Consider the following 16,930-nt stretch of genomic DNA (forward strand, 5'->3'; position numbering starts at 1 on the left):
GGGAAGCCGCGCGCGCCGACATCCTTGCGGACAAGCGCGCCGACCCCTGCTAGCTAGGCTGGTCACGACATCGGAGTTCGCATGCTGCGTCGCCTCTACGACTGGGTCATGGGCCTGGCCGCTTCCCGTCACGCCTCCAAGAGCCTGTTCGCCGTCTCGTTCGCCGAGAGCTCGTTCTTCCCGATTCCGCCGGACGTGATGCTGGCGCCGATGTGCCTGGCCAAGCCCGAGAAGGCTTGGCGCTACGCGACGCTCTGTACGGTGGCGTCGGTGCTGGGCGGTATTCTGGGCTATGCGATCGGCTTCTTCCTGCAGGACCTCGGCATCTGGATGATGACCGTCACCGGTCACGCCGGCGGGCTTGAAGAGTTTCAGTGCTGGTACGGCAAGTACGGGGTCTGGCTGATCCTGGCCAAGGGCCTGACGCCCATTCCCTACAAGCTGGTGACCATCGCCTCGGGCCTGGCGGCCTTCAGCTTCCCGATGTTCATCGCCGCCTCGGTGATCACCCGAGGCGCGCGGTTCTTCCTGGTGGCGTTCGTGGTCAAGAAGTTCGGCCCGGCCCTGCTGCCGGTGATCGAGCGACGCCTGGCCTTGTTCGCGGGAATTTTGATCGCGCTCCTTGTCATCGGTCTCGGCGCCAGCCACCTCCTAGGCGGAAATGGAGACGCTGGAGCCTGCGTGGCATGACGACTGAGGACCCTAAGGTCGAGAAGGCTGGTCCGGCCGGCGCGCTTGAGCCGCAAGCCACGCCCGTGCGCGGCCCGGCGCCGGTCGAGGCCCCCGCGCCGTCGATCGTGGATCGTACTGTCGACGTCGTGACCCGGCACTGGCCGCTGATGGCGCTGCTGTCGAGCGCGCTGTTGCTGGCCACCGCCCACGCCTTCGAAAAGTTCGGCGGCCTCGCGCCCTGCCACCTGTGCCTGAAGCAACGCGAGGTCTACTGGGTCGCGGGAACGGTCGGCCTGGTGGGACTGATCCTCCAGCGCACGCCCTTGTGGCCGCGCCTGCGTCTTCCCGTCGCCCTGCTGCTGGGCGCGATCTTCCTCTACGGCGCGGGTCTGGCGACCTATCACGCCGGCGCCGAGTGGAAGTGGTGGCCGGGTCCCAAGACCTGTTCGGGCGGCGACGCTGCTGCGGCATCGAACCTGGAAGCGATGCTGAAGGGCACGGCGGCGATCAAGCCGCCGGCCTGTGACAAGGCCGCCTGGGTGTTCCTGGGCCTGTCCATGGCCGGCTGGAACGTCCTGATCTCGCTCAAGCTCGCCGTCTGGTCCGTCCTGGCGGCGTTCCGCAAGTCGGAGACCCCGGCATGACCCGTCCCGTCCCGCCTCGCCCCGGTTCAGCAGCCTCCAAGGCGCGTCTGGCCGAGATTCTGCGCGTCGATCAGGCGGGCGAACTGGCGGCCGTCCATATCTATCGCGGCCAGGCGGCGGTGATGCGCGCCGCGCCGGGCCGTGAACGCATCGCCGATCAGCTGCGCGAGATGGAGGGCCACGAGCAGGTCCACCTGTCCCGCTTCAACGACCTTCTGACCGAGCGCGGCGTGCGTCCGACCCTGATGTCGCCGATCTGGCGCGCGGCGGCCTTCGCGCTTGGCGCGGGCACAGCCCTGCTGGGCGACAAGGCCGCCCACGCCTGCACCGAAGCCGTCGAGACGGTGATCGAAAAGCACTACGCCGGCCAGATCGAGGAACTGAAGGACCGCGACCCCGCGCTGGCCGCCGAGCTCAGCCAGTTCCGCGACGATGAACTGGCCCACCGCGACCTCGCCGTCGAGGAAGGCGCGCACGAGGCGACGGCCTATCCGCTTCTGACGGCGGTGATCCAGGCGGGCTGCCGCGCGGCGATCAAGATCAGCGAGAAAATCTGACCCGCGCCGCGCGCGTTTCGACGCCATTTTCTTGGTCGGATGCTTGGCGTCTCTGGCGCGCGCGCCTACCGATACCCCCTGATCGTCCGGGTTGGGGGAGTCGTCCGTTGTCGCGCCGTTTCCGCGTTCTCGCCGCCTGCGCGGCTTCCGCCTTGGCGCTCGTCGCCACCGAGACCTCGGCGCAGGCCCTCAAGACCAGCGCTCTCAGTCTCGAGACCGGCGGCGCCATGCCCGCCGAGCAACAGGCGCTGGCGTTCGATCACGCCGATCTGAAGCTCAAGATCCTGCCCGAGAAGAAGGCCATCGAAGGCGAGGCCACCCTCACCTTCACGGCCAAGTCCAGGCTGGACAGGCTGGTGGTCGACTTCGACCGCGTCTTTGCGATCCGCAAGCTGACGATCGACGGCAAGGCGCTGAAAGTCGGCGCCTGGAGCAATCCGGAAGGCCGGCTCACCATCGCCCTCCCCAGAAAGGTGGCCAAGGGCAAGCAGGCCACGCTTTCCGTCACTTATGACGGCGTGCCCTACGAGGCCAAGCGCGCGCCATGGGACGGCGGCTTTGTCTGGGGCAAGACCGAGACCGGCGAGCCGTGGATCGCCACGGCCGTTCAAGGCGACGGCTGCGACCTCTTCTGGCCCTGTATCGATTATCCGACGGGCGAGCCCAAGCTGGTCGACCTGCACATCACGGTCCCCGCCCCGCTGGTCGCGCCGGCCAACGGCGTCTTCAAGGGCATGACCGAGAAGGACGGCTGGCGCACCTACCACTGGCGAGCCCGCAATCCGAACACCTACGCCATCGCGCTCAACGTCGGTCCGTACGAGGAGCTGACGGCCACATACAAGAGCCGGTTCGGCGACAGCATTCCGATGTCGTACTGGCACCTGAAGGGACGCGCTGAAAAAGCCAAGGGCCTGTTCGCCGAGTTCACGCCGATGGTCGACTTCTTCGAGCAAATGATCGGCCCTTACCCATTCCGGGACGAGAAGATCGGCGTCGTCGAAACGCCGCATCTCGGCATGGAGCACCAGACCATCAACGCCTATGGCAACGATTACCGCCTCGACGGCTACGGCTTTGACTGGCTGCTGCAGCACGAGTTCGCGCACGAGTGGTTCGGCAACCAGCTGACCGATGTCGACAATGACGACATGTGGCTGCACGAGGGCTTCGGCACCTACATGCAGCCGCTCTACTCGCAGTGGCTGCACGGCGACATGGAGTACATGAGCCGGCTGAACACTCAGCGTCTGGCCGTCCGCAACAAGTTCCCGATCGTCTCGGGCCGTCCGCTCAAGGAAGACGCCGTCTACAACGGCGATCGCGGCCCGGGGAACGACATCTACTACAAGGCCTCGAACGTCCTCCACACGCTGCGCACGCTGATCGGCGACGAGGCCTTCTTCAGGATCACGCGGATCGCCGTCTATGGCCGCGATGATCCAAGGCCCGGAAACTTCACGCCGCGTTATCTGGGCACCCAGGACTTCGTGCAGATCGTGGGCCAAGTGACCGGCAAGGACCTTGGCTGGTTCTTCGCTGTCTATCTGTACGACGCCGCCGCGCCTGAACTGATCGAGACGCGTGAAGGCGGCGACCTCGTGCTGGCTTGGAAGACCGCCAGCAATAAGCCCTTCCCGATGCCGGTGGAGGTGAAGGTCGGACACCGGATCGTCACGCTTCCCATGACGGGCGGAACGGGCCGCGTGTCTGTGGGCGAGGCCATGCCGGTGATCGTCGATCCCGCGTCCAAGGTTTTGCGGCGTCAGCCCTATGTCGAGGCCTACCAGGCCTGGCGCGCCGCCGCTGACAAGGCGGCGGCCGAGGCGCGCAAGAAGGCTGCGGAGGAGAAGGCGGCGGAGAAGAAGTAGTCTCCCGAGACGCCGACAGGGCTGGTGATCTCTCACTAACCCTGTCGCTTTACCGAATAGCGCGATCTTTCCCTTAGGACCGGGCGGTCCCAAGGAGATCGCGTTCTTGCTTAAGCCCACCCACTTCGTCGTCGCCGCCCGCGTTACGCTGGTTCTGGGCGGCCTTGCGGTCGCGGTGCTGGCGCTGGGCCCCTTCCAAGGCGCTGAGCGGATCGTGGGCCTAAACGATAAAGCGGCGCACGCGATCGCGTTCGGCGGCCTCCTGGCCGTGTCCTTCCTGGCGTTTCCGCGGATGCGGCGCAACGACCTGGCGATCGCCGCCCTGGTGCTAGGCGCCGGGGTCGAGGTGGCGCAACTCTTCGGCGGCCGTAGCGCCAGTCTCCTGGACTGGATGGCCGACGCGGCCGGCGTGGTCACGATCTATGGCGCCAGCATGATCGAGACCGTTCGCAAGTTGGTGCGCGAACAGGGCGACAAAACCTTCGCCGAGATCGCAGCCCTGGATCGCCGACAGGCCCGTCGTCGCCCGGCGGTCGCGTTTGCGCCAGCCGAGACTGCGACCGCCGAGAGGCTCCCGGCGCAGGCCAGCTTCGCTCAAAGGGCCGCGCGTCACTTCCCGGTCAGGTGATCCGCTTCACGCTGACCGGGTCGCTTCCCGGGAAGCTTTCCTCAAGCCCTTCGTCAAGCAAGGCCTCCTGACGGCTCTCGGACTTGGCCACCTTGCCGGCCAGCTGATCGTGCTTTTCATCATCGGCCAACGGACGACGCGCTTCACGCGCGTGGGGCGCGTCGAAGTGCTTGTCCTCAGGTCGGATCTCGCCCTCGGCCGCCATGTCTGCGGTTGAAGACGAAGTGCCATGGGTGAAATGGCGCTTGTCGGCGTCGTTAGCGGGGTTCTGGCTCATCTGGGATCTCCGGAGCGACTACCCAGTGAAAACCCCTGCGGAGCAGCTTGGGTTGCATCCCCCGGCTAAGCTGTCCGCACGATCAGGCCTCCAGTTCGATGTCCCAGTAGAGGTAGTCCAGCCAGCTGACATGCAAGCGCCCCGGCGGGAACCGGCGCCCGCGTTCCTGCAGCTCGTACATCGACGGCCGCCGCGCGGTGTGGAACGTCTGCATGCCCGCCTCGCGCGGCGTGCGCCCGCCCTTGCTGAGATTGCACGGCGCGCAGGCGGTGACGATGTTCTCCCAGGTGGTGCGGCCACCACGCGAGCGCGGGATCACGTGGTCGAACGTCAGGTCCTCGGGCGAGCCGCAGTACTGGCAGCTGAAGCTGTCGCGCAGGAACAGATTGAAGCGCGTGAACGCCGGCGGGCGCTCCTGCGGCACATACTGTTTGAGCGCCACCACGCTGGGCAGCCTCATCTCGAACGAGGGAGAGTGAATGACCTGGTCGTAGCTGGCCACGACATCGACGCGGTCCAGGAACACCGCCTTGACCACCTCCTGCCACGGCCAGAGGGACAGCGGATAGTAGCTCAGCGGCCTGAAATCGGCGTTCAGGACCAGAGCGGGCATGCCCGAGGGCGGGCGGGTGAGGACCTGCATCAAGTCCTCCTCTCGAGGCGACCAAGGCCTCGGACGGGGGGGTACGCGACAGGACTGAAGACGGGCCTCCTTCCTACGCTATTCAGGGAATCGCCATTCATTCCCGAACGCACAGCAAGGATGATCCGACTCAGCGACAGAACCAAGACATCCTTGGCTCGTTTTCAGAACGGCGCGATTTCGCGTCGTTTGACGGCGCCGTAGCAGGCCCAGAGCAGATGGGCGGCCACACCCCGATAAGGTCGCCAGAGCTCGGCGCGGGCGTAGGCCTGTTTTTCGGTCGGTCGGACCTCGACCCTGTCGACCCAGCGCATGGCCTCCTGCAGCGCGACGTCGCCGCCGGGAAAGAGGTCCAACCGTCCTTGCGTGAACATCAGGAAGACCTCAGCTGTCCATCGGCCCACGCCTTTGATCGCGGTCAGCGCCGCGATGGCTTCTTCGTCGGGCAGCGCTCGCAGGGCGTCAAAATCACAGGCGCCGGACAGATGGGCTTCGGCGATGGCGCGGGCATAGCGGGCCTTGGGTTGCGAGAGACCCAGCGTCCGCAGATAGGCCTCGTCGTGAGCGGCGACGATCTCTGGCGTCATCTTCGGCAGGCCCGCCTCGACCCGCGCCCAGATCGCCGCCGCCGAGGCCAGCGAGACCTGCTGCTGCACGATCATCTTCAAGAGACCGGGAAAACCGCCCAGGCCGACGCGCCAGCCGAAAACCGGCGTCACCGCCTCCACCGCCGCGAGCGCGGGGTCTGCGGCGGCCAGTGACTTGCGCGCGGCCAGGATCGCTTCTGCGGAAGGCGGGTCGAACATTGTAGCTTGGTGGCTCTGCGGGGATCCCAGCACAACCCGAAACTTGCGGCTCTAGTTGATCGCCGTGATCTCGATCTCGCCGCCGGGCGCAGCGGACACCTCGCCGACCGCCTTACCGAGCAAGGCCCGGGCGATCGGCGCGATGTAGGAGATGGTGCCCTTGGCGGGATCGGCCTGGTCCTCGCCGACGATGCGGAAGGTCTGTACGCGACCGTCCTCGCGCTCGAACGTGACCCGGTCGCCGAACTGCACGACGGACCTGGAAGGGTCGCGCTCCATCAGTTGAGCGGTCGCCCGCCGCGCGGACCAGTAGCGCAGATCACGGGTCGCGCGCGCCATGGCCGTGCGGTCGCCGTCGGCGGCGCCGCCGGCGCTCTGGGCGGCGGCATAGGCGGCGCGGGCCTCGGCCAGTTCGCGCTCGATCTCGGAGAGGCCGTCGGCCGTCACCAGGTTCGGATGGGTGGAAATCGGACGGTCCGGCAGGTCGGCGGCGAAGGCTTCGCTGTCGCCTTCCTTGGTGAAGGCGACGCTCATGGCCGGAAAGACTTCTGAATCATTGGAAAAGGCCCGCGACGCGTCGAAAACTGAGCGCCTGGGGGCAAACGCGTCCCGCTTTGGTTAGCTCCGCCGACGGTGCGGTTCAAGCCTGCGGTCTGGAACACGACGGCGGGCGGTCGCGGCGACCAACCCGCCGATCGCGAGTCATCGATCTTAGAGAACAACGCCGACGATGGCTGCGGCGACGCCCAGGGCGATGACCAGGAAATAGCCAGCGGCCAGTCGGTCGAAGGCGTTTTCAAAGGCGTTCAGCGTGCGGTTCATGATGGTGGTCCCTCTCAATGGCTTTGTCCCGATCCCCTATGGATCATCGGCCTCGCTTGCCGCGAGCCAATCTGGACAATGCTTAGATAACACCAATCTAAACGCCGTCAAGATGGTCTTTACAGCGTTTAGATGAAATTTTAGAAAGCTATGGTTAGAGTGAGGCCGATGAGCACTGCGACCGCCGAATCCCGCCCCTATCACCATGGTGATCTGAGCCGCGCCCTGATCGATGCGGCGCGCAAGATCCTGGAGACTGACGGCCCGGCCGCCCTGTCGCTGCGCGCGGTCGCGCGAGAAGCCGGCGTGAGCCCCGCCGCGCCGTATCACCACTTCAAGGACAAGGCCGAACTGCTCGAAGCGGTCGCCCACGAGGGCTGGCACGAGTTGGACGCAGCGCTGTCCAAGGCGCGCGGCGCGACCCAGAACGCCCGGGATCAGATGACCAACATCGGCGTGGCCTATGTCTGTTTCGCCCGCGACAATCCGGCTCTCTACCGCGTGATGTACGACCGCTCGCGCGACAAGGACGCCCTGCCCGATCAGTTGAAGGACGACGGCGCCTACTGCCAGGTCCGCGACAGCATCGGCGCGAACAGCGGCGGGCGCGCCACTGAGATCGACCTGGAACTGGCCACGATCGCGGCCTGGTGCGCCGGCCACGGCCTGGCCGAGATGATCAGCTTCAAGCAGTTCGCGCCGCTGAAAGACCTGCTGGGCGGCGAGGAAGCCTTCTTGCGCGCGGTCTTCGAGCACCTGGGCATGTTCGCCAAGGTCATCGACCAGGATCCGGCTTGACGTTCATCACCCGGTTCGCGCCCTCCCCGACCGGCCACCTGCATCGCGGCCACGCCTATTCCGCGCTGACCGCCTTCGACGCGGCGCGCGCAGCCGGTGGGCGCTTTATCCTCCGTATCGAGGACATCGACGCCACCCGTTGCCGGCCAGAGTACGACGCGGCGATCCTGGAGGACCTCGCCTGGTTGGGCCTGCGCTGGGAAGAGCCGATCCGCCGACAGTCCGAGCATCTGGCTGACTTTGAGACGGCCATCGCGGGGCTGCGCGACCGTGGCCTCGTCTATCGTTGCTTCAAGACCCGCAAGGAGATCGACATCGGACGCGCGCCGCACGAGCCCGCCGTCGCCTATGTCGGCGCGCCGCTCGGCGCCCACGAGGAGGCCGAGCGGCTGTCGCGCGGCGAGCCCTTCGCCTGGCGGCTGTCTCTGGCCGCGGCGCGCGAGACTCTGGGCGGCTTCGACGCCCTCACCTTCGTGGAGGACGGCGTCGACGGATCATCGCCCCGAACCATCCAGGCCCGGCCCGAGATCGCCGGCGACATCGTGCTGGCCCGCAAGGATGTCGGCGTGGCCTACCACCTGGCCGTCGTGCACGACGACGCGCTGCAAGGCGTCAGCCATGTGATCCGGGGCGAGGACCTGTTCGAGGCCACGCATATCCAGCGCCTGCTGCAGGCGCTGCTGGACCTGCCGACCCCGACCTATCGCCACCACGGCCTGCTGACCGGGCCCGACGGCAAGCGCTACGCCAAGCGCGACAAGGCCCAGACCTTGCGGGAGCTCCGGGCGACAGGAATGACCGCCTCGGCGCTGCGGGCAGAGCTCGGATTTGCTTGAGCGGCGATCAGCCGCCGCCAGCCTGCTCCACCAACTGGCCCATGGCCTTCAGATAGTTCGAGAACGCCGCGCGGCCGGTGTCGGTCAGCCGCACGCGGGTCAGAGGCTTGCGGCCGACGAAGCTCTTGTCGATCGACACATAGTCAGCCTCCTCCAGCTTGCGCAGGTGGATCGAGAGATTGCCCTGGGTGACCTCGAGCACATCCTTGAGCTCGGTGAAGTCAGCCACTTCAGCGCTGGCCAGATAGGCGACGATGCCCAGCCGCACCCGGCCGTGGATCACGTCGTCCAGCCCGCTGATGTCGAACTTGGGGGCCACCGAGCGCCTCAGGCCGCCGACCGCATGGCCTGGCGCATCATGTAGAAGCCGGGGGCCGCCATGAACGCGAACAGGCCAAAGCTGGCGATCAGCAGGTAGAGGTCCGCCCGCTCGATCAGAAGTCCCATGGCCACGCCAGAAACCAGCCAGCCCAGGGCGACGACCAGCATCCACATCCGCCGGCGCAGCACATAGATCACCTGCCACACCGCGCCTTGCAGGATGAACACCACCGCCGGATGGAACAGCCAGTAGTGGAAGTCCTTGTGACGCGCGGCCGCGGCCGCAAAGACGATGATCAGGGCCAGGTTCGCCACGCCGGTCGCCTGGAAGGCGGCGTTGACCGCCCGATTGGTGACGCCGCGCTGCGGGTTCTTGTGGTCCTTGATGATGACGATGGTCATCAGCACCAGGAAGATCACCGTCGGCGCCCACGCCAGGATCAGGTTGCCGAGCCCGCCCAGGGCGATCAGACCGCGCTCCTGGATGACATAGATCAGGGACTGCAGCCCATAGAGCAGCCCGGCCGCGCCATAGAGCGCCCCGCCGGCGACGCCCAGCCCGCCACGCTCCTGCGAGCCCTCGGCCAGGCCGCGCAGGAAGGCCAGGTCATCCTGGACGCTCTTCAGGTCTTTGCTCATGTCGGCCCCTTTCAGCGCGGCATCATGGACGGTCACAGGATTCGACCCAACAGCGGCAGGCGGCGCAGACCCATGGTCAGGATCCAGCTCAGGACGACGGCGCCGCCGAACACCGCCGCGCCCTTGGCCAGCCCGCCCCAGGCCTGGGGCAGCAGCAGCCAGGCCAGCCAGGACGTGAAGACGTAATGGGTCAGGTACATGCCATAGGCGTTAGCCTGCAGGCTGGCGCCGATCGGACCGGTCTTCTTCACGAACCGCAGGAAGGTCGCCAGGGCCGCAAAGGACAGGGTGGCGCAGGCCAAGGCGAACATTACGCCGCCGCCGATGTCCAGCGCCAGGCGCGGCGGCGGCTTGGGCGAGAAGGCCATGATGATCACCGCGATGACACCCACCACGGGCAGGATCGGGGCGGCCTGCCAAGCCCACCAGCGCTTGGCCAGCTTGCCCTCCGCATCGGTAAGCCCCTGGCCGACGCCCGCCGCGCCGACCGCGACGCCGGCCAGGAAATAGACGAAGTAATGAAGGACGCGCGAGGTCTGCACCGTGAAAGGCCCGATCTGCGTCCAGTGCATGAAGGTGAAGGTCGCGCTCATCGGGATGTAGGCTGCGGCGCTGGCGATCACGAGCCCCAGGAAGAACAGGCCCGGCTTGCGGTCAGCGCCTCGCACCAGCCGCCCCAGGCCCTCGATCACGCCCGGCGCGACGAGATTGATGGCCGTGACCGCCGCGCCGAAGACGAGCAGCACCCACAGGAACCAGGCCGGACCGCTGGGCCAGGACGGCAGGTCGAGCCAGGCCCCGGCGAAGGCGGCCAGGGAGAGATCTCCCCCGGCCTGCAGCCACGCCGGGAAATAGGCCAGCGGCGCCAGCAGGCCGGCGGCGAGCGCGAACGGAACCCCGAGGCGCGCGGCGCGCCCCGCCAGGAAGCCGCCCTCGCCCTTGGCCTTCAGGCCGTCGGCGACGAACAGGCCCGAAATGAAGAACATCAGCGACATGAAGAAGAGGTCGTTGATCAGAGTCAGCAGTCCAAACAGCTCGAACTTCTGAGGATCGCGGACCGGGAACGCCTGCCACAGGTACGGGGCCTGGCCGAAGTCGCCGATGGGGGGCGAGTTCGGCGTATAGGCCAGCACCGTGTGGTGGGCGATCACCAGCAAGGTGATGAAGGCGCGCAAGGCGCCGATCGGGGCGTTGCGGCCGCCGATCTGGGCGATCGTCGATCGTTCGGTGGCGCTGATGGGCGCGTGCATGGGTTGGCTCCCCTTCCTCAAGTGGCGGCACCATGTATCAACAAGTTTGTTTTGTAAACTAGTCTATCGTAAGCCTGTATTCTCCGATGCCGTGTCATCCCGGCCAAAGCGCAGCGGAGCGCCGGGATGACACGGATTAATAGCTTGAATTTACGGACGTTCTGGCGCTCACCGCGCCCAGTAGCGATACCGATACGCCGGCGCAAAACCCTCATCGGCATACAAGGCGATGGCGGGCGCGTTGTCGGCCTCGACCTGCAGCCAGGCTTGGTCGGCGCCCAGCACCGAAGCCTCGGCCAGCAGGGCGCGCAGGACCAGGCGAGCCAGGCCCTTGCGACGATGCATTGGCGCGGTGCGCATGCCGAAGACGCCCGCGAAGCCGCCGCCGATGGCGCTGGCGCCGATCGCCGCCGGCGCGCCGTCAATATCGAGGCGTGCGAACCGGGCGGGCGCCGGGATGCGCCGGAGGGTCTCCAGGCGTTCGCGACCGTCCTCGGGATCGCCAGCCGTGGCGGTGAACACTTGCTCGAAGGCGTCGTCGGGCGTCGTCGAGATCACCACCCGATCGCTTCCCTCCCCGCGCGTCGGGCCCAGCATCACGACGGTTTCCTTGGTCGGCGCGTAGCCGCGCACGGCGAGCCGTCGATCGAGATCCGCCGGCGAAACGGCAGCGTCCGTCAGCTTGAAGCGCGGTGGCAGACCCCGCGCCTCGAACCACGCCTCGGCCGCCGCTATCGCCGCATCGACATCGCGATCCGGCGCGCCCAAAGGCCAGCAGGCGTTGATGCGCATCGAATGGCCCGAAGCCGCGTTGAGCCGCCAGCCGCCCAGGGCGGCCCGCTCACGCGCGGGCCAGGCGTCGTCGGCCAGCGGCTCCAGCCGCGCGGGATCGATCACTTTTCGGCCAGAAGCTTTTCAACGATTCCCCGCACCTCGGGCGCGGACCAGTCAGCCGGCCCGGCCAGGCGCGCGCGCTCACGGCCCTGACGGTCATAGATGATCGTGGTCGGATAGCCCTGGGCGCGCGGCTGCAGGTCGAAGGACAGCTTGTAGGAGGGGTCGCGATAGGTGACGAGCGGCGGATTGGCCGCCATCTCCTCACGGACGAGGTTCAGGTCGCTGTCGCGGTCGACGCTGATCGGCAGCACGGTTACCGGCTGGGTGGCGTAGGCCGACTGCAGCTTGGCCAGCGTCGGCATCTCGGCCTTGCACGGCGCGCACCAGGTCGCCCAGAGGTTCATGACCACGACGCGGCCCTTGAAGTCGGCCAGGGTCGCGGGCTTGCCGTCCATCGAGGTGAACACCGTCGTCGGCGCAGGACGCGGCGTGGCGGGCACGTCTAGCTTCTCGAAAGCGCCCTTCTTGAATTCTGTGAGGTCGGCGGGCCCAGAGGGTTTGAACGAAGCCGACGCGATGACGTATAGAACCGCCGCGACGCCCACGAGGATGACGCCCGCCAGCGCCAGTCTCATGGGATTACGCTTCTTGGCTTCCTCGCCGTTTTGACCCGACTGGACTTCGTTCATATGACCGACAACGCCTCCAACACGCCCAAGGCCAATGGCCAGGGCCAAGCTATGTGGGGCGGCCGGTTCTCGGCCAAGCCGGCGGAACTGATGCAGGCGATCAACGTCTCCATCGGTTTCGACAAGCGCCTGTGGGCGCAGGACCTGGCAGGCTCCCGCGCCCACGCCCGGATGTTGATGAACCAGGGCGTGATTTCAAGCCATGACGGGGAGGAAATCCTGGAGGGTCTCGCCCGCGTCGAGGACGAGCTGCTGTCAGGAACCTTCCCGTTCCGCGACGAGTACGAAGATATTCACATGAATATCGAGGCGCGGCTGCGCGAGCTGATCGGCCCGACGGCGGGCCGGCTGCACACCGCCCGCTCGCGCAACGACCAGGTGGCCGTTGATTTCCGCCTGTGGGTCCGCGACGCCTGCGACCGCACCGTCGGCCAGCTCGAGGCGCTGCAGAAAGCCCTACTGGCCCGGGCCGAAACCTACGCCGACGCGCTGATGCCCGGCTTCACCCATCTGCAGCCGGCCCAGCCGGTCACCTTCGGCCACCACCTGATGGCCTATGTCGAGATGTTCGGCCGCGACGCCGGCCGCTTCCGCGACGCCCGCACCCGCATGAACGAATGTCCGCTGGGCGCGGCGGCCCTGGCCGGCTCGCCCTTCCCGATCGACCGTCAGCAGACGGCGAGCGCGCTGGGCTTCGACCGCCCGACCGCCAACTCGCTGGACAGCGTCTCCTCGCGCGACTTCGCCCTGGAGGCCCTGTCGGCCGCCTCGATCACCGCCACGCACCTGTCGCGCCTGGCCGAGGAGATCGTGCTGTGGACGACGCCGATGTTCGGCTTCATCAAGCTGACCGACGCCTTCACGACCGGCAGCTCGATCATGCCGCAGAAGAAGAACCCCGACGCAGCCGAGCTGATCCGCGCCAAGGTCGGCCGGATTCTGGGGTCGCTGACCACCCTGACCGTGGTCATGAAGGGTCTGCCGCTGGCCTATTCGAAGGACATGCAGGAGGACAAGGTCCCGACCTTCGAGGCCTTCGACGCGCTCGAACTCAGCCTGCTGGCCATGGCCGGCATGATCGCCGACCTGACCCCGAACACCGAAAACATGGCCAAGGCGGCCGGCGCGGGCTTCTCGACCGCCACCGATCTGGCCGATTGGCTGGTGCGGACGCTGAACATGCCTTTCCGTGACGCCCACCACGTGACAGGCTCCGCCGTAAAGACGGCCGAAGGCTTGGGCGTCGACCTGGCGGATCTTTCCCTGGCGCAGTTCCAGGAGATCGAGCCCCGGATCACGAACGACGTCTACGCCGTCCTGACCCCGGCCGCCTCGGCGGCCAGCCGCATGAGCTATGGCGGGACGGCCCCCGCCCAGGTCCGCGCCCAGATCGCGCGTTGGAAGGAACAGCTGGCATGAGCCGCACTCTGACGACCCTCGCCCTGGCCGCCCTGGCCGTCACGGCCGCCGCCTGCGGCAAACAGGGCGCGCTGGAACGTCCCGCCCCGATGTGGGACGCCCAGAAGAAGGCCGCCTGGGCCGCCGAGCGCCGCATGGCCTCGGCCCAGGCCAACCAACCCGCCCGCGCCGGCGGCGCCCAGGAGATCCGGGACCCGGCCTCCAGCAACCGCACCATTCGCGCCGCGCCCCTGCCGGGCACCCGGGATCCGTTCGGCGGTCCGTCCGCGGCCGGCTTCCCCGGCGCCACGCCCAACTAAGAGACTCCGTTGAACCACTTCGAGTACGGCCCGCAGGGCCTGGCCTGCGAAGGCGTGCCCCTGGCCAAGATCGCGGCCGAGGTCGGCACGCCGGTCTATGTGTACAGCCGCGCCACCCTGGAGCGGCACTTCGTCGTGTTCCGCGACGCCCTGGCCATGTCCGGCGTGGTCGATCCGCTCATCGCCTACGCCGTGAAGGCCAATTCCAATGTCGCGGTGCTCAAGGTGCTGGGCGACCTGGGCGCGGGCGCCGACACGGTCTCCGAGGGCGAGGTCCGCCGCGCTCTGGCCGCCGGCATCCCCGGCGAGCGGATCGTCTTTTCGGGCGTCGGCAAGGCCCGCCGTGAGATCGCCTTCGCGCTGCAAGCCGGCGTCGCCGAGATCAATGTCGAGTCCGAGCCGGAGCTCAACCTGATCGCCGACGTCGCCGCTGAGCTGGGCGTCCGCGCCAAGGTCGCCTTCCGGGTCAATCCGGACGTCGCGGCCGGCGGCCACGCCAAGATCGCCACCGGCAAGTCCGAGAACAAGTTCGGCGTCTCGTTCGCCGAGGCCGCGCGCCTCTACGCCAACGCCAGCAACAACGCCAACCTCGAACCCGTGGGCGTGGCCTGCCACATCGGCAGCCAGATCACCGATCTGGCCCCCATGCGCGCGGCCTTCACCAAGATGCGAGGCCTCGTGGAGCAACTGCTCGGCGAGGGCCTGTCGGTCGAGCGCCTGGACCTGGGCGGGGGCCTGGGCGTGCCCTATTTCAACCACCCCGAACCGCCCTCGCCCGCCGAGTTCGCAGCCATGGTCGGCGAGGTCACTCAAGGCCTGCCCGTGACCCTGGCCTTCGAGCCTGGCCGGGTGATCGCCGCCAACGCCGGCGTGCTGGTGTCGGAAGTGATCCACGTCCACGAACGCCCCGAGGGTCGCAAGTTCCTGGTCATCGACGCGGCCATGAACGACCTGGTCCGCCCGGCCATGTACGACGCGTTCCACGACATTCGTGCAGTGACGCAGCGCGCCGGCGAGACAGTCTATGACGTGGTCGGTCCGGTCTGCGAGACGGGCGACACCTTCACCCGCGACCGCGCCCTGCCGCCGTTCGCAGCGGGAGACCTGGTGGCCTTCATGTCGGCGGGCGCCTATGGCGCAGCCATGGCCAGCGAGTACAACACCCGGCCGCTGGTGCCCGAGGTGCTGGTCGACGGCGACCGCTATGCGGTGATCCGCAAGCGGCCGACCTATGACGAGATGCTGGCGCGAGATCTGGTGCCGGACTGGGTTTGATCAGGAGTTTCCCTCTCCCCTTGCGGGAGAGGGTGGCCCACGCAGTGGGTCGGGTGAGGGGTCGCGTGGCCGATGCCACGACACCCCTCATCCGTCAGCTTCGCTGACACCTTCTCCCGCAAGGGGAGAAGGAAAGCATCAATCCATCGCGCCGATATACGGCAGGCCCCGGCTCTTGCCTTCGTCGTCGAGGCCGTAGCCCACGAGGTAGCGGGCCGGCGCTTCCCAGGCCACGAAGTCGGGGTCCATGCCGCGATCCTTGGGCCAAGGCTTGCGGGCGAAGACGGCGGTCAGCACTTCGCTGGCGCCGGCGTCCTTCACGAGGCGCGCGGCCTCGGAAAGCGACAGGCCGGTGTCGAAGACGTCGTCGACGACCAGAGCGCGGCGGCCGACCAGCGGGCGCTGCAGGTCGGCGCGGACCTCACAGCGGCCCGAGCTCTTGCGCTCGTCGTGATAGGAGGCCAGCCACAGGGCGTCGAAGCGGACGTCGCGGCCCGCTTTCCACAGGGCGCGGGTCAGGTCAGCGGCGAACCACAGACCGCCGGTCAGCAGGCAGACCACGACGGTGTCGTCGTCGATGCGCGGCGCGATCTGTTCGGCCAGTTTTTGAACCCGCTCGGCGATCTCGGCTTCCGAGATCAGGACTTCGGGCTTGGGGAGGTCATTCATGATGGGCGGGTTCGTGAGAGTCTGAAGGGGGCGTTTGGTCCCCGCTCTCATGTCCCGGGGGTTCCTGTCCAGCCGCTTCGTGCGCGACAGGGGCGTCCTGCGCGCCGCGCAGAGCGACTTCCGGCTCGCCAGCGTGACCTTCCGGCTTCTTCAAAGCGGCCTTCACCGCCTTGGCCGCGCCAGGCTCGGTGGCGAAGCCGATCTGCAAGTCCTTGGCCGTGCGCGGGGGATCCAAGAACGTGATCGAGAAGTGCCGCACCTCGCCGGGCGGGATCTTGGGGTCCGCGGCGGCGGCCAGTTGCCCGGCGACGCGCTTGTTTTCCTTGCTGAGCAACTCCACGCGCAAAGGCGGGGCGATGACTTCATGCTCGGTGATGTTGCGGATCGAGCCGGTGATGGTCACGGCGGCATGGCCGTCCTGCATCGAGGGTTGTGCCTTGATGCTGCCGGCGTCGATCAACAGGCCTACCGTGTTCACCGGCAGGCCGACGGCTGCATAGGCGCCTGCGGAGCCCGGCATGATGCGCACGACATCGATCCGGAAGATCAGGGCGGCGACCACGACCACCGCCATGGCGGCGGCCATGCCGGCCCAGATCACACCCGTCGCCGTCGCTGCGCGCAGGCGGCGCTCGGCGTCTGCGCGGGCTCGGAAGACCTTGGGCAGCTCCTCGCCCGGAAGTGCGCTGACCGGCGGTTCCTCGGCCTCGGCGACGACGACTTCTTCGGGCGCGTCGAGCGTTGGGCTGGGAGTTTGATTTTCGGAGATTTCAGGCTCGTCGAAGAGGTCCAGCGGCTCTTCGAGATGGGCGGTCCAGCGGTGTCCGCAGGAGGCGCAACGCACGACACGGCCTTCCGGCCCGACCTTGGAGTCGTCGACGAAATAGCGGCTGGCGCACTCCGGACAGGTCAGTATCATGGCCGCGAATCGAACGAACCCCACATGACTTCATGGGGTCGCTGATTTTAACCCTGATG

General features: G+C 67.5%; 22 protein-coding genes. 10 read left to right on the forward strand and 12 right to left on the reverse strand.

The annotated features are described in order from the left end of the window. Window positions 1–81: 81 nt before the first annotated feature. From J2X45_RS05300 to J2X45_RS05320, 5 genes are all read left to right on the forward strand, one after another. The gene (locus J2X45_RS05300) at window positions 82–690 is read left to right on the forward strand and encodes a YqaA family protein (RefSeq protein WP_310212196.1); all 609 of its coding nucleotides are present in this window, start codon (window positions 82–84) and stop codon (window positions 688–690) included. Then, entirely contained in the window at window positions 687–1,316 is a 630-nt protein-coding gene (locus tag J2X45_RS05305; RefSeq protein ID WP_310212199.1) for a disulfide bond formation protein B, read from the forward strand. Before J2X45_RS05300 ends, J2X45_RS05305 begins: the two co-directional genes overlap by 4 nt. Further along, window positions 1,313–1,873, forward strand: coding sequence for a demethoxyubiquinone hydroxylase family protein (locus J2X45_RS05310; protein WP_310212201.1), 561 nt, complete (start codon window positions 1,313–1,315; stop codon window positions 1,871–1,873). Before J2X45_RS05305 ends, J2X45_RS05310 begins: the two co-directional genes overlap by 4 nt. A 71-nt stretch (window positions 1,874–1,944) precedes the next feature. Beyond that, window positions 1,945–3,744 (forward strand): M1 family metallopeptidase, encoded by a 1,800-nt coding sequence (locus J2X45_RS05315; protein WP_310213561.1) that lies wholly within the window; start codon window positions 1,945–1,947, stop codon window positions 3,742–3,744. Between the two features lie 106 nt (window positions 3,745–3,850). Next, on the forward strand, window positions 3,851–4,372 hold the full coding sequence (locus J2X45_RS05320) for a VanZ family protein (protein WP_310212203.1): 522 nt from the start codon (window positions 3,851–3,853) through the stop codon (window positions 4,370–4,372). Here J2X45_RS05320 and J2X45_RS05325 read toward each other — a convergent pair. The 5 genes from J2X45_RS05325 to J2X45_RS05345 all read right to left on the reverse strand — a co-directional run bounded on the left by J2X45_RS05325 (window position 4,365) and on the right by J2X45_RS05345 (window position 6,920). Next, complete coding sequence (locus J2X45_RS05325) at window positions 4,365–4,649, reverse strand: hypothetical protein (RefSeq protein ID WP_310212206.1); 285 nt, start codon at window positions 4,647–4,649, stop codon at window positions 4,365–4,367. The two genes, J2X45_RS05320 and J2X45_RS05325, sit on opposite strands and share 8 nt — an antisense overlap. An 82-nt stretch (window positions 4,650–4,731) precedes the next feature. Beyond that, window positions 4,732–5,295, reverse strand: coding sequence for an HNH endonuclease (locus J2X45_RS05330; RefSeq protein WP_310212207.1), 564 nt, complete (start codon window positions 5,293–5,295; stop codon window positions 4,732–4,734). Window positions 5,296–5,456: 161 nt separating this feature from the next. After that, a complete protein-coding gene (locus tag J2X45_RS05335; RefSeq protein WP_310212211.1) occupies window positions 5,457–6,098 on the reverse strand; it encodes a DNA-3-methyladenine glycosylase in 642 nt (213 codons plus the stop codon). A gap of 51 nt (window positions 6,099–6,149) precedes the next feature. Next, entirely contained in the window at window positions 6,150–6,632 is a 483-nt protein-coding gene (gene greA / locus J2X45_RS05340) for a transcription elongation factor GreA (RefSeq protein ID WP_310212214.1), read from the reverse strand. 177 nt (window positions 6,633–6,809) lie between these two features. Continuing rightward, entirely contained in the window at window positions 6,810–6,920 is a 111-nt protein-coding gene (locus J2X45_RS05345) for a hypothetical protein (RefSeq protein ID WP_310212216.1), read from the reverse strand. Window positions 6,921–7,088: 168 nt separating this feature from the next. Here J2X45_RS05345 and J2X45_RS05350 point away from each other — a divergent pair, with 168 nt between their 5' ends. Then, window positions 7,089–7,718 carry a TetR/AcrR family transcriptional regulator gene (locus tag J2X45_RS05350; RefSeq protein ID WP_310212219.1) on the forward strand — a complete coding sequence of 210 codons (630 nt, stop codon included), beginning with the start codon at window positions 7,089–7,091 and terminating at the stop codon, window positions 7,716–7,718. Then, window positions 7,715–8,554: a tRNA glutamyl-Q(34) synthetase GluQRS gene (gene gluQRS, locus J2X45_RS05355; protein WP_310212221.1), complete on the forward strand. Its 840-nt coding sequence runs from the start codon at window positions 7,715–7,717 to the stop codon at window positions 8,552–8,554. Before J2X45_RS05350 ends, gluQRS begins: the two co-directional genes overlap by 4 nt. Before the next feature lie 7 nt (window positions 8,555–8,561). On the opposite strand, the gene J2X45_RS05360 is transcribed toward gluQRS, so the two are convergent. The 5 genes from J2X45_RS05360 to J2X45_RS05380 all read right to left on the reverse strand — a co-directional run bounded on the left by J2X45_RS05360 (window position 8,562) and on the right by J2X45_RS05380 (window position 12,290). After that, on the reverse strand, window positions 8,562–8,873 hold the full coding sequence (locus tag J2X45_RS05360) for a transcriptional regulator (protein ID WP_310212224.1): 312 nt from the start codon (window positions 8,871–8,873) through the stop codon (window positions 8,562–8,564). Between the two features lie 8 nt (window positions 8,874–8,881). Then, window positions 8,882–9,529, reverse strand: a complete 648-nt coding sequence (locus J2X45_RS05365) for a hypothetical protein (RefSeq protein ID WP_310213563.1) — start codon at window positions 9,527–9,529, stop codon at window positions 8,882–8,884. A gap of 17 nt (window positions 9,530–9,546) precedes the next feature. Beyond that, window positions 9,547–10,785, reverse strand: a complete 1,239-nt coding sequence (locus tag J2X45_RS05370; protein ID WP_310212227.1) for an acyltransferase — start codon at window positions 10,783–10,785, stop codon at window positions 9,547–9,549. A 147-nt stretch (window positions 10,786–10,932) separates the two neighbouring features. Continuing rightward, entirely contained in the window at window positions 10,933–11,661 is a 729-nt protein-coding gene (locus J2X45_RS05375; protein WP_310212229.1) for a GNAT family N-acetyltransferase, read from the reverse strand. After that, window positions 11,658–12,290 carry a TlpA disulfide reductase family protein gene (locus J2X45_RS05380; protein WP_310212231.1) on the reverse strand — a complete coding sequence of 211 codons (633 nt, stop codon included), beginning with the start codon at window positions 12,288–12,290 and terminating at the stop codon, window positions 11,658–11,660. Before J2X45_RS05380 ends, J2X45_RS05375 begins: the two co-directional genes overlap by 4 nt. On the opposite strand from J2X45_RS05380, the gene argH reads away from it, so the two are divergent. Genes argH through lysA form a run of 3 tightly spaced genes read left to right on the forward strand, consistent with a single transcriptional unit; the run spans window position 12,291 to window position 15,283 of the window. Next, window positions 12,291–13,709, forward strand: coding sequence for an argininosuccinate lyase (argH, locus tag J2X45_RS05385; protein WP_310212233.1), 1,419 nt, complete (start codon window positions 12,291–12,293; stop codon window positions 13,707–13,709). Next, the gene (locus J2X45_RS05390) at window positions 13,688–14,008 is read left to right on the forward strand and encodes a hypothetical protein (RefSeq protein ID WP_310212234.1); all 321 of its coding nucleotides are present in this window, start codon (window positions 13,688–13,690) and stop codon (window positions 14,006–14,008) included. Before argH ends, J2X45_RS05390 begins: the two co-directional genes overlap by 22 nt. A gap of 9 nt (window positions 14,009–14,017) precedes the next feature. After that, window positions 14,018–15,283, forward strand: a complete 1,266-nt coding sequence (gene lysA, locus J2X45_RS05395) for a diaminopimelate decarboxylase (RefSeq protein WP_310212237.1) — start codon at window positions 14,018–14,020, stop codon at window positions 15,281–15,283. A 138-nt stretch (window positions 15,284–15,421) separates the two neighbouring features. Here the strand turns inward: lysA and J2X45_RS05405 are convergent, their stop codons facing one another. After that, window positions 15,422–16,003 carry a phosphoribosyltransferase gene (locus J2X45_RS05405; protein ID WP_310212240.1) on the reverse strand — a complete coding sequence of 194 codons (582 nt, stop codon included), beginning with the start codon at window positions 16,001–16,003 and terminating at the stop codon, window positions 15,422–15,424. Beyond that, window positions 15,945–16,895 carry an MJ0042-type zinc finger domain-containing protein gene (locus tag J2X45_RS05410; RefSeq protein WP_310212242.1) on the reverse strand — a complete coding sequence of 317 codons (951 nt, stop codon included), beginning with the start codon at window positions 16,893–16,895 and terminating at the stop codon, window positions 15,945–15,947. The genes J2X45_RS05405 and J2X45_RS05410 overlap by 59 nt, the downstream gene beginning before the upstream one ends. Between the last annotated feature and the right edge of the window lie 35 nt (window positions 16,896–16,930).

Origin of the sequence: Caulobacter sp. BE264, assembly GCF_031457805.1 — a bacterium.
In the GTDB taxonomy this organism is placed as follows: Bacteria; Pseudomonadota; Alphaproteobacteria; order Caulobacterales; family Caulobacteraceae; genus Caulobacter.

Bases quoted from the DNA above. Each gene is read 5' to 3' on its own strand.
- J2X45_RS05350 (WP_310212219.1), top strand. From the start codon at position 7,089: ATGAGCACTGCGACCGCCGAATCCCGCCCCTATCACCATGGTGATCTG.
- argH (WP_310212233.1), top strand. From the start codon at position 12,291: ATGACCGACAACGCCTCCAACACGCCCAAGGCCAATGGCCAGGGCCAA.
- J2X45_RS05380 (WP_310212231.1), bottom strand. From the start codon at position 12,290: ATGAACGAAGTCCAGTCGGGTCAAAACGGCGAGGAAGCCAAGAAGCGT.
- J2X45_RS05325 (WP_310212206.1), bottom strand. From the start codon at position 4,649: ATGAGCCAGAACCCCGCTAACGACGCCGACAAGCGCCATTTCACCCAT.
- J2X45_RS05345 (WP_310212216.1), bottom strand. From the start codon at position 6,920: ATGAACCGCACGCTGAACGCCTTTGAAAACGCCTTCGACCGACTGGCC.
- J2X45_RS05300 (WP_310212196.1), top strand. From the start codon at position 82: ATGCTGCGTCGCCTCTACGACTGGGTCATGGGCCTGGCCGCTTCCCGT.
- J2X45_RS05310 (WP_310212201.1), top strand. From the start codon at position 1,313: ATGACCCGTCCCGTCCCGCCTCGCCCCGGTTCAGCAGCCTCCAAGGCG.
- J2X45_RS05335 (WP_310212211.1), bottom strand. From the start codon at position 6,098: ATGTTCGACCCGCCTTCCGCAGAAGCGATCCTGGCCGCGCGCAAGTCA.
- J2X45_RS05305 (WP_310212199.1), top strand. From the start codon at position 687: ATGACGACTGAGGACCCTAAGGTCGAGAAGGCTGGTCCGGCCGGCGCG.
- greA (WP_310212214.1), bottom strand. From the start codon at position 6,632: ATGAGCGTCGCCTTCACCAAGGAAGGCGACAGCGAAGCCTTCGCCGCC.
- J2X45_RS05405 (WP_310212240.1), bottom strand. From the start codon at position 16,003: ATGAGAGCGGGGACCAAACGCCCCCTTCAGACTCTCACGAACCCGCCC.